Consider the following 14,740-nt stretch of genomic DNA (forward strand, 5'->3'; position numbering starts at 1 on the left):
TCCTATAAATTAAAATTAATACCAAACACATAAGAAGTCAGCGTTCTTGCGCCTCCTGTTTCAGGGTCGATATTTACATTATTATCTGCCCACAGGGCTTTAGGGTTATTTAATTGAAACCGCAAGCCCACTCCTTTCGAACCTAATTTGTGCGCCAGTTTTGCAGGCAATTGATAACCTAAGGTTACGTTTCTGATTTTGATAAAATCGCCTGAATAAACAAAGGTATCGGAATAGCGAAGGTGGTTTGATGGTGTTACCGATGTCCCCGGATAAGTACCTGGCGAATATTGGCCATAGCCTGGAACAATTGTAGTGGTATTTCCGGGTGTCCAGCTATCTAAAAGATAAGAGGGACCACCGCTGTAACCCAAACCGCTTGCATAAATTTCGGGATAAACACCTCTTAAATACTGACCACCAAAATATACCGCCAGAATGTTAAGGCTAAAACTTTTATAATAAACCTCGTTTGTTAATGCAATGTTATTGATCGGATCTGTTCCGCCTGAATAAACTATTGCGTTCATATCACTTCCGGTTAGAGCAACTGTGCTTAGCGAACCATCAGCCTTTAGCCATTGCGGCTGGCCAAGATTATTTAGCCCTTTGTATTGGAAAGAGTAAAGAGAATTTACCGGATAACCAACTCTGTAGCCGCCCTGAACAAGCGGGATCGGCAATACAGAAACTTCATCCACATAGGTAATTTTGTTTTTGTTATGGCTAAGCACGAATGTACTGCTCCACTGGATACCATCTGCTTTTGTTGGATCTGTCCAGCTATACCCCAAACTCAACTCAATTCCATTATTCACCAAACCACCATTATTGATAATCTGACTGGTAAATCCTTCGGATGGATCTATCCTTTGGGTGAAAAGCAAGTCTGTACTTTTCTTTCTGTACCAATCTAAGGCACCGGTCAATCTTTTGTTCAGAAGCGCAAAATCCAACCCAATGTTAAAAGTTGCCGATTTCTCCCACCTTAATTCGGGATTGGCTGCATTGGTTACTACCGATACAGGTGCATTTGTAGCCGCGTTTGGTGGAAGTGTAGAACTCGCCGTTAAAAAACTGGTTACATCCTGGCTCATATTTCCGGTAATGCCATAACTGGTTCGCAGCTTCAGGAAATCGATCCATTTTTGCGCAGACATGAACTCTTCGTTGCTGATATTCCAGGCCAGGCCCCCAGAATAAAGTGGTTTTCCCCTGAACCGTTTATCCAAACCAAACACATCGGCATAATCTATCCGATAAGAACCCGAAGCTGCATATTTATTATCGTACGAATAATTGGCTACTGCGTAACCAGAATTGGTGCGGTGTGTAATTTCAGGGATCAGCCCGATTGGCGTGTTTAAATAAGTATTGTAAAGGTTCGTAGTACTCGAATTTGGCTTAAATGTTTGCGAAGTGTTATAAGCAAATAAAGCCGGATAATTTACAGTTGTGGTAGACTGCGATTGCAATTGATCATCGTAACCCAACAATAATCCATTGGTTCCCTTATCCCTCGTTTGGCGAAACTCCGTTCCGGCGCTGAGGTCGATCCCATGTTTGCCAAAAGCCTTTCTGTAACTGAGTTGTCCCCTTGCAGTCCAGTAATCGCCTGTACTGTTTGTTGTAGCCAGTTTACCTCCATTTTCTGGCAAAAGGTTTTTATAGGTTTCTGGCGTAGTTCCCTGTGGCACCTTGTAATAAACATTTTTAAGATACCTCATGATATAACTGTCCGGTTCAGAATAGTTTGAGCTGTTATTGATCACATTTTCATATTGAAACTGCGGAGAAAAGGTCAAGCCTGGAAGAATGCGCAGATTAAGGTTGGCAAAATACCTGGTGTAATTCTGTTTGGTTAATCTCTGATCCTGCTCCAGCTCGTCTAAATGATTCACGTTCATGCTGTATCTGGGCATTGAAGCCAGATTAGCATTGTACATATTGTAATCACCAGTAGTATAGTACATCCGGTTTCCGTTAGCATCTAAAAGTTGCAAATATGGAGATACGTTGTTTGCACTTGTTGCAAAGCTGCTCGCACTTGCTTTGGCTTTACCCAGAATCCCGTTTACCCCAAAGTTTACATCCAGCCATTTGCTAAACTGGTAAGTACCTTTATAAAAAATATTCAGCTGCCTGTTGTAGGCATTGATAATCCCAGAGTTAGTGGTTTTGTAGTTTAGGATCAGACTTGAATTGTACTTGTTGCCATCTGTTCTAACCGAAAGATCGTATTGTTGCAAAACCGTATTCAAGAGGGCATTATCTGTATACTGCTGTCTGAAATCATTCTGTCTGAAATCATTTAACCTGCTATCAAGTTGAGCCTGCGTGATCTGATTTTGCGCCTTTTGATACCAGGCATATTGCACAGGGGTAATCGGATCACCCCTGTTAATAGCGGCAGCCGTATTGGCAACAGTTCCGGTAATATTGGTATAATAATTTGAGTAATAGCTGTTTTCTAAATCTACCTGTTGCGCAGGAGTAAGCATATTGTAACCCAGATCGGGTTTTTCGGTTAGGGTTACATCAGCGGCAAAATCGATAGTGGTCCGCCCGCCTTTTGCTTTTTTGGTCGTGATTACAATTACCCCATTCGCTGCCCTTGCACCATAGATAGCCGCAGCCGCCGCATCCTTTAAAACGGTAACGCTTTCTACATCGTATGGGTTAACATTTGCAATAGAACCCTCTATTGGCAAACCATCCAAAACAACAAGAACAGCACGGTTGGCGTTAATTGTACTCACGCCACGGATTGTAGTTGTGCCACGGTAGTTAACAAGGCCGGGTACTCTACCTTCTAAACTGTTAATAATATTGGTATTGTATCTTTTGGCAATTTCATCACTTCCAACGGTGACTGTAGACCCGGTCATCCGTTGTTTCGCAATAGTCTGAAAACCTGTATTTACAGAAACTTCCTGTAAAAGATTTGTCTTCGTTTTAAGATTCACAGCTAGTTGCGTTCTGTTGGCAAGGTTGATTTCCTGTGTTTCCGTCATAATGCTCGAAAAAACAAGCACATCATCCTGTTTATCTGCGGTAATGGAAAATTTTCCTTCAGCATTCGTTGTGGTTTTTCTGTTTGTTCCCTTTATAGAAACAGTTACACCAGCTACAGCTTTACCATTTTCATCGGTTACGGTTCCGTTAACAACAATATCTTTAAAGAAATCGACAACCCGGTCCATAATAGATGGTTCTTTGGCACTTATCACAACCGTTTTATCACGAATGGTATATTTAAGCGGCTGCTTGCTGAAGATCGATTGAAGCACTTCTTCAATCTCCACACCGTTAACCCTGATGTTCACAAGTGCCGCCTGTTGCAACAGATTTTCGGTAAAAACAAAGTCGTAACCACTCTGATTCCTGAGTTCTTTCAGCACGGATTTTAACGGTACGTTTTTCTTCGACATACTGATCTTCTGTGCGAGACCGGCAGCGCTGACATGCATTAATGTAGCGATTAATATAACGGTGGTTAGGCGCATAATTTGCAGAAATTTATGGATATAGCCGGCCGTAATACCGGTTTGTTTGGTATAAATTTTATACATTTGTTTGGTTTTAAGGTTAGTAGTGACTAAGAGAATTATTGACGTAATACCGCATTTGCCGGGTTCCGAGGCCAATCGGAATCTGGCTTTTTAGTATTACCGCTCTGGTTTTATTTCATTACGGTAATCCTCCTTCCCTGAATTTTAAAGTGAACGTTTCCGGTCAGCTCCAATATCTCCAGTACCTTGGAGACATTTGCAAACCTCGAAACTGAACCCGTGTAAAGCTGTTTTGAAACTTCTCCTGAATAAACAACTTCCACATTATACCATCGTTTTATCTTGTTCATGATGCCCTGGATATTTTCCTGTTCGAACATAAATTTGTTGTTTTTCCAGGCCACTGCAAGTTCCGTATCAATATTGGATGTGCTGATGTTCAGCCCTGATCCAGATGCTTGTTGTCCGGGTTTGATTACGGTTTTATGGTTGATTATTACACTTCCCTCTATCAATGTGGTTTTAGCATCCGCATCTTCAGCATAACTGTTGATATTAAAATGGGTACCCAAAACCTGTACTTCCTGTTTGGCGGTATGTACAATGAAAGGGACTTTTTTATTTTTAAAAACTTCGAAATATCCCTCACCTATAAGCTCCACCCGCCTGTTTTTCGCTCCGGCAAATGTTGTTGGAAATTTAAGCTCAGATGCCGCGTTAAGCCAAACTGAAGTGCCATCGGGCAATAAAACTTCAATCTGTTCTCCATTGGTTGTACTGAGCGTATTGTAGGAAACCGTTTTGTTTTTTGCCCCCGTGATGGTGTAAATTAGTTTGCCATTTTTGGTTTTTGAAATATTTACACCTTGCTGTTTTGCAAATTCACCACTGCTTTTTTCCGAAAGATAAATTTTATGGCCATCTGCCAAAGTCAGCGTTGCAGAATTTTTTCCTGGAGGAATATCATTTGCGTAATTACCACGCTGCTCCCCAATAGAAGTTTTTTGGGAATATAAAAATATCCCTACAGAAATTAAAATCAATAAACCCGCCGCAATAGAGATCGGCATCCAAAGCCTGCTACTTGATTTTGGATAAGCCAAAGGCAATTTAGACTGAATTTCTGCCTTACTTACTTTTAGATCTTCAGTGCTGGGCTGCTGATCTGAACTAGAGGCAAAACTGATATACCAGCTTTCCAGCATGGCATTTTCTGTATCGCTCAGTTCTCCGGCCTGACGTTTTTTTAACAGTTCGTTAATTTGTTGCGCATTCATAGGTTTGGTTTACAACAGGACTTTTCCTTTTATAATACCAAGACGGTTAACAGGCGCAATCGTCATATCGAGAAAAGAAAAAAAATGAATTATAGAAAAGGGAAAGCACTCATAAAGGAATCCAGCTTCGGTTTTAATATTTTGAGCGCCTTATAAACCTGTTGTTTTGCAGTTTGATCGGTAATGTTAAGTCTGGCAGCAATTTCCTTATAGCTCAAACCATCTTTTTTATTCATTAAAAATACTTGCTTCATTTTAGATGGAAGATGGTCAATTTCTCTTTCTATAATTTTAGAAAGTTCACGTTCCCTGATTTCATCATCCGTAATATTATAACCTTCAATCAAAAACTTATTGAAGGATGCTGCATATTTAAGAACAATTTTTTTATGTGATAACAGGTCAAAGATCCTGTTTCTGACCGATATACTCAGGTAGGATACTAGCGAAACTTTAAATTCGAGAACTGATCGTTTTTGCCAGAGCGTTAAAAAAACATCCTGTACAACATCATTAATTTCGTCTTTATCGGTTAATATGCGATAAGCGTGGCGGAGCAATACTTCGTTATACCTTTCGAAAATTTCGGTGTAGGCGTACTGGTCATCATGTTTGAGCAAGATGATCAGATCGGCATCCGAAAAAGTACTGTACGATTTCATAAAGAAAAAGAGCCATTCAAATTTAATCTGAAGTTGATCAACGGATATTAAATACTCATGGGCTAATATAAGTACTAATGTTTAGAAATTACATTTAACCAATGGCCTCCTCCTATTCATCTTGATAAACTGTTATTAAAACATCTGCATAGCGCTTAAAAAGGTTCATAATTATTATAACGAAGAAGATGGAGTCCTAACCATTTCGATATGCTCAATCCCATCCTCATCATATACCTCACCATGGGGAATAAAGCCCAATGAAGTATAAAAAGCAAGCGCATAAGTCTGGGCACCAATACATATATCTTCTTTGCCAAATAGGCTCTCACAGCCTTCTACAGCAAGTTCCATTATCTTTCTGCCTAGGCCACTGCCCCTGAAAGCTGGCGAGGTAACCACACGACCTATTGAAACTTCAGGATATGAGGCACCAGCCGGAACCAGCCTGCTGTAGGCAGCCAGCTCGCCATCAGCAAATAACAATACGTGATAACTTTGCTGATCTTTATAGTCCTAATCCAGAAAAATGCAGTTTTGCTCCACAACAAAAACTTCACTCCGCAGGCGGAGAAGCTGATAAAGCTCATCAACACTAAGTTCTTTGAATGCCTTTATTTGATGTACTAGATTCATATGTGTTTTTAAGTTCAGACAAAGTTATCACATTATTCATTTTATATCTACGTTATCGTTTATGGATTAAAGGTCTTAGCACAATATCATTTGTACCTGTATAACACCAATACCAGGCGAAGTTTTTAAACCTTCTACCGATGGATGTAGCAAGGATGCCCCTTACCCTGTTTGAGCATCTGGGGCAGAACGGCATTAATACCATAGAGTACACCTTTCATATTGATATTGATCATTTTATCCCACTCATCCACCAAAGCTTTTTCGAAAAAGAGATTGGCATGATCCCTGCTTTGTTCCAGAAAGCATCAATATGACCAAATTCGTTTAAAAAGTTACCCTAATGTATTTTTAACTTTATCAACTTAAAGGATACTGGCTTTTGGTTTGATCGTGGTTGCCTACGGCCATACCATATGGAATACCTTGCGGATAACCAGACTGTGGTTTTTCCAATTTATACATCGACTCGGCAGCATTTACCCATTGTTGTGGGAATTTTTCCCCGTCATCAGAAATATCACCAAGATGGATGACGTATTTAATGTTTTCTTTTGCCGCATTTTTTGCAATCCACTCGGTCTGCGCCGAAAACATCTCCTTTTTCCCGTCACTCTTCTCTGAAGTATAATATTGGGTGTCGGGCAATACAATAATCGCAAATTCGTCGTCTGCTAAACGTTCTTCCTGCAATGCAGGTATTGGGCTTGCACTTGTGGTTAATAACATTTGTACACTTAAAAAAATGCAAAGGCTTTTCTTTAACAGTGCTTTATTTATGGTCATTTTACTTAATTAAATTTTATTCCTCTTTTACCTGTCTTATACTTCAATCTTAAAAGTATCCTGGGTTTTGGATGATCTTAGGATTTAGTCCAACTTCGTTTTGTGGGATTGGAAATAATAAATGGTGATTATCGATTACGTAAGCATCTGAGGAAAGAAATGGTAGCTGCTGCCTGATTTTAACACCAAATGCATTAATAACATTAATTGCTTTTCCAGTTCTCAATAAATCTGTCCATCTGCTGTTTTCGAAAGCCAGTTCAACCCGGCGCTCATGTAGAATAATTGTTCTAAGCTCCGTTTGATCGGTAATTACAATATCCATTAAACCAGCTCTTTTCCTCACCCTATTTAATGGTGCTAAAGCAAGCGCTGATTTCCCTTGCTCGTTCAAAGCCTCGGCCAATAACAATAATGCATCAGAAAAACGGTATATCGGAAAGTCATCACTAGAACCAGTGGTTGCTGCAAGTGGCGAGTGCAGGTATTTTTTAATGTATGGCACACCAATCTTGCCTGCAGCAGGAGTATAATTGACAATACTTTTAACTGCCGAATAAACAAAATAACTGCTGGCATCGTAAGTACCTTCGGCAATACCAATAGCGGTTACGCTTCCAGGTTGGGCTGCTACGTGGTCAAAACTTGCATTTTAATTTTTTCTCTCTTATCAAAGAGGCCGTACCCTTTCGGGTATGGTCTCTTGATTATAAAAACAGGATTGTTCTGTTTTAAATGATAATTACCCTTTTTATGAAACTAAAAACCTTTGCCCTTTTCTTTTTTTCGGCCATTATAACCTTAGGTTTATCCTGTCGCAAAGCAGAACTTCTTCAACCAGAACCTGCTAAAATAATCCAGTTAACCGTTACCGGCACATCTGACGTAGCATTAGAAAACCTGTATAAAGACAGTATTATTGCCACTCCACCTGTTGGTGGCATTAACATAAAAACTTTCCTTTCAGTGAAGGATCAGAACGCTACTTTAAAGGTGAGAAAACAAGGCACCTCAGAAATATTGCTAACCAAAACCATAACCACGGTACCATTTGATCAGAACATCAGTTTTTTTTATGATGGAACCAAAGTATATAACAATGCCATTTCATTGGTTGTTAAAGGTTTTGCCTTATCCAGCGAAATCGAGTTCTTGTTAGATGGAAAACTACTGTCCTCGGGTACCAGTACCATAAACAATACGTTTTTTATCCTTATTGATAAGGTACCACAAGGGAAATTACCATCCGTAAGAAGGGAACAACCGAAATTCTCTTTTCCAAAACAATCGAATCTGGAATAGCAAGGCAGAATATTGATTTCTTTTTTGACGGAACTAAAATCGCAGATAATGTAAAACTCACTCCTCCGTCAAATCCTGCCAATATGATGATCAGTGCCAGGTTCGAAACCATATTTGCCTCACAATTTAAAATGTTGACGTAGATATTGTTTTTTATACAAAACCTTCATCTGCCACCATCACAACAGCAGGAACCAAAGTTACACCTGAACTTAGGTTTACCCTTCCAAAAGATGGCTCGTTCAATTCAATTGAACTTCCACCCCTGCCAGGACCAAATCACATCTACAGTTTTGATATATTTGGAGCGGGGACAAACAATATTCCTTACAATACCACAGCAGCACCATTTGTAAACGCAGCATTTCCTTTTAAACAAAACGAAGGAAGGTATGGTTCAATCAGTTTTGAAGCAAATACATCAAAGTTATTTATTATAAAGGATACAAAAAATTTAGGTGCCGCAACAAGATCTACCTATTTTTCGGGTGCTATTACCGACCTTTCTCAATATTTCAGATAATTCCTAAATGCTGTTCTAAAGGAAATATGGGGAAACCAAAGCTAACTGCAATGGGTATTCCCCTTTTTCTTTTACTGACAACTTGTGCGTTAACGTATTAACAACAATCATTTAACCTACAACACGATTTAAATCAGCTACATATTCATTTATTTGAATAATGCAGATACCGATATGTCCTATCTACTGGCCATTTATCAGTAGTAAGGTTAGCCACGCATTGAACAAACCGGCAAAAGCAATTTTAGTGCTGCACGATAGATTTTATTGGCTGATTTGATGTGATTTTCTTCCAAGTACCAGTGGTTGCGCATGCAACGGTAGCACCTACAGCGTTTATAGGTAACCGGAATAACATGATTTTCATCATAAATGCCCGTGGAATTCTTTCCAAGTCCGATTTATCACCCTTACCGCAAGGGCATACACGTTGAAAATGCTTGTTACTAGTTGATTCGATCGTTAGTGCTTTAGCCCCAGCGATCATGGGGAATGCCAACAGACCGGAACTCAGGGAATTTCTGACAAGCAGTTTCTGTTCTACCGATCCCGACATAGCCCGGGAATTTGCAGTGATTAAAATTTATTTAGCACCTGCAAAGGTTTAATAGAGTTGTAGAGGAAGGAATCGAACCTTCGGCGTGCTACCAAAAAGCGCTCTACATCGATCGTTTTCTATTGATCGCCGTATAAGTAGTCAGTTATATTACATTTAAAAATGTAAACCAAAAGTTTAACAGTTTGATATTATAGGACTACTGCTGAGCTTTGCGGATCTGTTCAACTTAAACAAACGGTAAATGGCATAAATTCCTGGTATCATTGGCAATACCGCTGTCCACATACCTGGAAAATAATACCTTCCGGTTGCGCCGAGGTAATAATTACGCATATTAGTAATCAATACTCCCTGGATAGGCGCCGTAAGTGGATCTAATGTTGCAGCGTGCAGTGCTGGCTTGATCAGCGGAAAAATAAAATGTGTAAATTCTGCTAATCCTGGACCGATAAAAATAAACCAGGCAACAAAACCTGCAATCGGAATCCTGTAGTACAGGCCAAGGGCAGTAAGGGTGTAAATTGTTGGTCCAACCAGCGCAAAAACCATTAAGAAACTTTTTTCACTCCACGGAATGCCAAAAAGCCTGCTCATTGCGGGAGCAAAACCCGTGAGGTATTCTTCTATGATGTGGATCTGAAGGCCAGCAACCGTGAGCAGAAAAAGCGGTAAAATGATTTTTGGTTCTACGGGGTTTTTAAGATAAGTGGCACACCAGCATACCAAACCAATCACTGCAGATCCACCCACAATAATAACAGGTGGCAATCCGATGGAAAGATATCCCATTATTGGCGCAACAAGGGTAAAAATAATTGCGATTACGAGGCTTAACTTTTGCAGTATAGAGAATTGTGTTTTCATAACCTTTAAATTTATATCCAAACCTAGTACATCTCTAACGGTGAAAATTTATCAAATGATAAAAAATTATGTTCCCGCTCTAATCCTGCTTAAAGAAACCTGGGTAATACCCAGGTAACTGGCCAGATCGCGGAGGCTCACCCTCTGTAGGAGGCCTGGATTTTCCTTTAAAAAAAATTTTCGTACCGTGCTGAAGCCTGTTCTTCCAATATTTCACCGATCCTGTCCATCATGTTAACCGAAGCCATAGCAACTAGTTTCGCAAAAAAAGTTTCCATACGGTGAAAACGGGTACGGAGTTTATCCATTTCTGCTCGTGATATACGCGTAATTACTGTATCCTCCAAAGCCACAACTTCATAGGTGGATGGTTTCTGCGAGAGGTAGCTATCCAGAACTGTAAACATCTCGCCTTCGGCAAAGAAACGCATAATAAAAGTACGATCCTTACTTTCAAAACCTGTTTTAACCAGTCCGCTGTTGATATAATATAGGTACCTGCACGTGCTTCCCTCTACCAATATGACCTCTCCTTTTTTAAAACGAAGGGATTCTAAGTGCTGGGAAAGCATTGCGGCTGCGTCTTCTTCCAATGCACAAAGATTGTTCACAAAGCCAATAAAATCTTGGCCGGATTGATATTGTTCTATCTCCATATTAACGATTTAGCCTGCAACGCATCTTTTTGCATCCGGTATAAATCTATGAGATAAACTACAGATAATCTGACCTGAATGTTTTGGGATCAAATTTTTAAGTTCCAGTACCGATAAGGCTAGGATTTTCAAATTAAGTGTTCCAATAACGGGTTATTGTGCCAGGCATCCTGATTTCAGGATGATTTTCTCCCAAGCACCCATCGTTTACGCATGCATCTATAGCATTTATAGCGCTTAAACGGAATCCAGAACAGCAGGGTTTTCATCACGAATGTCCGGGGAATCCTTTCCATATCCGACTTATCACCCTTTCCACAGGGACATCGATGATATTGGTAAACATTCCTGGTTGAACCGATTTCTGCTGTCATGACGAAACACTGTAAAACTGTGATTGACTTTGAACTGCAAAAATACCGGTCTAATGTTAATACAACATGAAATAAAATTTGCTATGCCTGCTGAAACCACAAAAACAATAACAGCTCAATGCTTTTTCACTTTTCGGTATAGCAAGATATTTTTTTAGGATCCTTCTATGTGTTCACTCAATGAACTGCTTATTTAGCATTTATGGTCAGTGCGGCAGTAACATTTAAAACTAGTTTTAGGAGGCATTTGAAACCGGCCCACCGGTCATCGAGTCAATTTCGCTATAGGGACGAAAAGCGGCAGCAAGTTTGCCTATCTCCCGATCCGGGGTCAATCTTGGATCGTTGAACTGCATGTTCATTATTGCTATTGGGATATCAATCGTCCCCTTATCGGTTTTGAACAGCACGTGATCATCAAACCAGTAGAGCATTTCAGGAATTCTCTACTAGATAATATTACACTCTTAATTATGCAAATTGGCGGTCAAATATCATTAAGGCTTACAATCCACGCCCTGTTTAAATTATACCTTTCCATTTTGATCCATAAGCTTCTTATTCTTATATATTTCCCTGATTATTCGAAAAAGTTCCTGTAGATGTTGCAGTGGATAATCTGACTCCCAGCATACGATTATGTCAACTATGCACTCTATGCATCCACTACAGCGGCAGTGAACATGTATACAAAATTTAGGCAAAAAAGAAGCGAGAAAAATCATACCGACCTTTCCCCGCTTATCTAAATTAACACTCTCTCATATTAATACTAACGCCCATCAATTTTATTGTGAAGCCAGCTAACTTTTTATTTTTTTTGCAATTTCCTTCCGCTGACTTGAACCCCTTTTTTTTGCATCCTTAATATCAGATGCTTTTACATTCATTTTTCCAGCTTCATATTTAAGCTTATGTGGCTGATTCGATACAGAATTCCTTTCCACTTTTGTTCCTCTTGGCATAATGTTCTTTTTTTGTATTCTCGTATTGCTTTTGATGCTCGCTTGATTATATCCAAAAATTACATGATTCGCCAACTAGCAGGTATGCATGCCTTATATCCGGTCTTTCTTGCTCCTATAATGTCCTTTAACGCGATTGGCAACTAACTTCTCGAAGTGTACAATAGCTTCACAATGGTCATACAGAGTCGACAAAATGCGCCTCGACCCTACTTGATCTACTCAATGATAAGCAAACATTAAGTCAATCAAAAAACAAGCTATTTTATAATTTTTAAATCTGCAATTCGTTTCAAATCATCAATAAAAAAGTTCGTTAATGGTCTTGTCAGGAGCACCCAATTAAAATTGCGGGAAAGTGTTCTAAAAATCTCCCCAACCATGAGAGGGAAAGATTTTTAGAACACCAAAACTTTACTTTTTCTTAAAGTTTTAAACTTCTTTGTGCAGCTTTTTTTTCTCCAAAATCCTTTCTAATACCTCCAGAAACCCTGAAAGGTGTTCAAAGAATTCATCATTCCCTGTACGAATGGGAACTCTACCCATTTTTGAAGAGGGTTGCTCCAGAAAGAGCAACTCTTTCTCTTTGAATTTCAATACGTTATGAGCGAACTGCTTTTTCCTGATAGCCCAGAGAATACTGGGACTGCGAACGATATGTGACTTCCAACACCGAAATGGAAAAGCCATAACTAGTGACCCCTCTTCACCAAAAAACAAATTGCTGACTGGGGTCAATCAAACTGGCTAGGCAACTACCGACTACTGCTATCCTTTAGCATCCTGGAGTCCCCTATCAGATTCTCTCCTACCACAAAATACAGACATCACATCAGTGCACTAGGCCAGCACCCGCCCTTTCTTGTTTTTCTGAATTTCAAAGTATATATTTATCGCCTGCTTTAATCTATATTAATGGAGATCACTGACCAAATATTATTGAATGACCTCAAGAACGGCAAAAAAACTGCTTACGAACTGGTATTTAAAAAATATTACAAACCACTCGCGCTAAAAGCATATATGATGCTGGAAGACGAAATGGAGGCAGAAGATCTGGTCCAAAACCTGTTTATTTCCATGTGGCAGAAATCACATTACCAATCTGTAAACAGCTCCCTTAAAGCTTACCTTTTCAGGGCTGTGCACAATCAATGCCTGATGGCCTTAAGGACAAGAAAAGTTACCCGGCAAAAAATGGATGAATATACCGAAAGGATAAACCTGGAGGATGATATTGAACAATCAGAACAGATCAGCAGCGAAAATACCATTAACCTTGCCCTTAACGAGCTTCCTGCCCAGCGCCAAAAAGCATTTAAGCTGGTTTACATGGAAGACAAAAAATATCAGGATGCAGCCAATGAAATGGGGCTTTCTGTTAATTCAATAAAGACACATTTGAAGCTTGCGGTTAAAATGTTACAGGAAAAATTGATCACATTCAGATGAGCGTTCACCTAATGATACTATAACTGCATCTATAAATAAGAGATGGAATATAACGAGGATTTTATAAAAGGGCTTTTATTTGAAAAGATTGCAGGCACGATAAGTGAGGGCGATGACTTTATTGCTGAAAAAGCGATTCTGGCAAACCCCGATACCAGGGAATTCTGGGAAGAGCTGAAATCAAAAATGAAAAGACCAGGTACAGCATCTTTCCTCTCAGGTCTCGACGAGACAAAAGCATGGGAAAATGTTGAGCCTCACCTTCCGGAAATACCAGTTAGATCTTTTTATGAGCGGAACCGGCGGTACATCAGTGTCGCTGCAATGCTACTCATCGGATTGCCTTTGGTATGGTATTTTTTTAATAAACAGCAGTTAACATCTCAAGAGAAAGGTACTGTACAGCAGCAGGTATATCTCAGAACAGATAATGGCAAGATAATCGAACTCACAGCAGGTCGTATCATAAACATGAATGGTGCCACAGTACACACCAAACAAAAAGAATTAAGTTATGCCCCAACAGGTGCTGGCAATAAAGATTGGGCAACCCTGTACGTACCACCAACTAAAGATTACAAGATTACCCTGCCCGATGGAACAGAAGTCTGGATGAATTCTGCTTCCAGCCTACGTTTCCCCAATAGCTTCGATAAAAAAATAAGGCAAGTCTATTTAACTGGAGAAGCTTATTTTAAAGTGGCCCACAATCCAAATCTTGAATTTATTGTACATACCGAATTTACCGATATCAAGGCTCATGGTACTTCTTTCAATGTGAACGCCTACGATTTAAAAAGCTTTGCGACATCCTTAGTAACAGGATCAGTTTCGGCCATAAAAGGAAATGAGTCCATTAAGTTAAAGCCAAACCAACAAGTAAGCTATAACAGCGGTAAACTCACTATCAAAACTTTTGATTCCCAGGAAGTACTGTCCTGGCGGAACGGCACTTATTATTTCCACAATAAGTCCCTGGCGGAAATTGCACAGGTACTCAGCCGTTGGTACGATGTAAAAATCAACTGGAAATCCCCTGCTGTATCCGAACAGACCTTTACCGGTGAAATCGACAAGAAACTTCCGCTGGGTGTTGTGCTATCAAATTTAGAGTTATCTTCAGGCATAAAGGCTAAACTGGAAAGCGGAATATTAACATTCAGATAATTTTT

General features: G+C 39.7%; 13 protein-coding genes and 1 pseudogene. 3 read left to right on the forward strand and 11 right to left on the reverse strand.

Going from position 1 to position 14,740, the window contains the following annotated elements; all coding sequences use genetic code 11:
• Positions 1-2: 2 nt before the first annotated feature.
• The 7 genes and pseudogenes from QF042_RS18810 to QF042_RS18840 form a co-directional block, all read right to left on the reverse strand.
• Positions 3-3,572: a SusC/RagA family TonB-linked outer membrane protein gene (locus QF042_RS18810; RefSeq protein WP_307531247.1), complete on the reverse strand. Its 3,570-nt coding sequence runs from the start codon at positions 3,570-3,572 to the stop codon at positions 3-5.
• 110 nt (positions 3,573-3,682) lie between these two features.
• Positions 3,683-4,789, reverse strand: a complete 1,107-nt coding sequence (locus QF042_RS18815) for a FecR family protein (RefSeq protein ID WP_307531249.1) — start codon at positions 4,787-4,789, stop codon at positions 3,683-3,685.
• Positions 4,790-4,878: 89 nt separating this feature from the next.
• Positions 4,879-5,451, reverse strand: coding sequence for an RNA polymerase sigma factor (locus QF042_RS18820; protein WP_307531251.1), 573 nt, complete (start codon positions 5,449-5,451; stop codon positions 4,879-4,881).
• A gap of 174 nt (positions 5,452-5,625) precedes the next feature.
• A pseudogene (locus QF042_RS18825) lies at positions 5,626-5,946 on the reverse strand (GNAT family N-acetyltransferase); the annotation flags it as partial.
• A gap of 275 nt (positions 5,947-6,221) precedes the next feature.
• A complete protein-coding gene (locus tag QF042_RS26390; RefSeq protein WP_373459084.1) occupies positions 6,222-6,323 on the reverse strand; it encodes a hypothetical protein in 102 nt (33 codons plus the stop codon).
• Positions 6,324-6,447: 124 nt separating this feature from the next.
• Positions 6,448-6,873, reverse strand: a complete 426-nt coding sequence (locus QF042_RS18835; protein WP_307531255.1) for a metallophosphoesterase — start codon at positions 6,871-6,873, stop codon at positions 6,448-6,450.
• Positions 6,874-6,922: 49 nt separating this feature from the next.
• Positions 6,923-7,378, reverse strand: coding sequence for a RagB/SusD family nutrient uptake outer membrane protein (locus tag QF042_RS18840; RefSeq protein ID WP_307531257.1), 456 nt, complete (start codon positions 7,376-7,378; stop codon positions 6,923-6,925).
• 248 nt (positions 7,379-7,626) lie between these two features.
• On the opposite strand from QF042_RS18840, the gene QF042_RS18845 reads away from it, so the two are divergent.
• Positions 7,627-8,175: a hypothetical protein gene (locus tag QF042_RS18845; protein WP_307531259.1), complete on the forward strand. Its 549-nt coding sequence runs from the start codon at positions 7,627-7,629 to the stop codon at positions 8,173-8,175.
• A 1,256-nt stretch (positions 8,176-9,431) separates the two neighbouring features.
• On the opposite strand, the gene QF042_RS18850 is transcribed toward QF042_RS18845, so the two are convergent.
• From QF042_RS18850 to QF042_RS18865, 4 genes are all read right to left on the reverse strand, one after another.
• The gene (locus QF042_RS18850; RefSeq protein ID WP_307531263.1) at positions 9,432-10,121 is read right to left on the reverse strand and encodes a hypothetical protein; all 690 of its coding nucleotides are present in this window, start codon (positions 10,119-10,121) and stop codon (positions 9,432-9,434) included.
• 167 nt (positions 10,122-10,288) lie between these two features.
• Complete coding sequence (locus QF042_RS18855) at positions 10,289-10,777, reverse strand: Crp/Fnr family transcriptional regulator (RefSeq protein ID WP_307531265.1); 489 nt, start codon at positions 10,775-10,777, stop codon at positions 10,289-10,291.
• 1,177 nt (positions 10,778-11,954) lie between these two features.
• Positions 11,955-12,116 carry a hypothetical protein gene (locus QF042_RS18860; protein ID WP_307531267.1) on the reverse strand — a complete coding sequence of 54 codons (162 nt, stop codon included), beginning with the start codon at positions 12,114-12,116 and terminating at the stop codon, positions 11,955-11,957.
• A 432-nt stretch (positions 12,117-12,548) separates the two neighbouring features.
• On the reverse strand, positions 12,549-12,713 hold the full coding sequence (locus QF042_RS18865; protein ID WP_307531269.1) for a hypothetical protein: 165 nt from the start codon (positions 12,711-12,713) through the stop codon (positions 12,549-12,551).
• A gap of 318 nt (positions 12,714-13,031) precedes the next feature.
• Between QF042_RS18865 and QF042_RS18870 the strand changes: the two genes are divergently transcribed.
• Both QF042_RS18870 and QF042_RS18875 read left to right on the forward strand, forming a co-directional pair.
• Entirely contained in the window at positions 13,032-13,568 is a 537-nt protein-coding gene (locus QF042_RS18870) for an RNA polymerase sigma factor (RefSeq protein WP_307531271.1), read from the forward strand.
• A gap of 42 nt (positions 13,569-13,610) precedes the next feature.
• Complete coding sequence (locus QF042_RS18875; RefSeq protein WP_307531273.1) at positions 13,611-14,735, forward strand: FecR family protein; 1,125 nt, start codon at positions 13,611-13,613, stop codon at positions 14,733-14,735.
• The last annotated feature ends 5 nt before the right edge of the window (positions 14,736-14,740 follow it).

The organism is Pedobacter sp. W3I1, from assembly GCF_030816015.1.
Classification (GTDB): domain Bacteria; phylum Bacteroidota; class Bacteroidia; order Sphingobacteriales; family Sphingobacteriaceae; genus Pedobacter.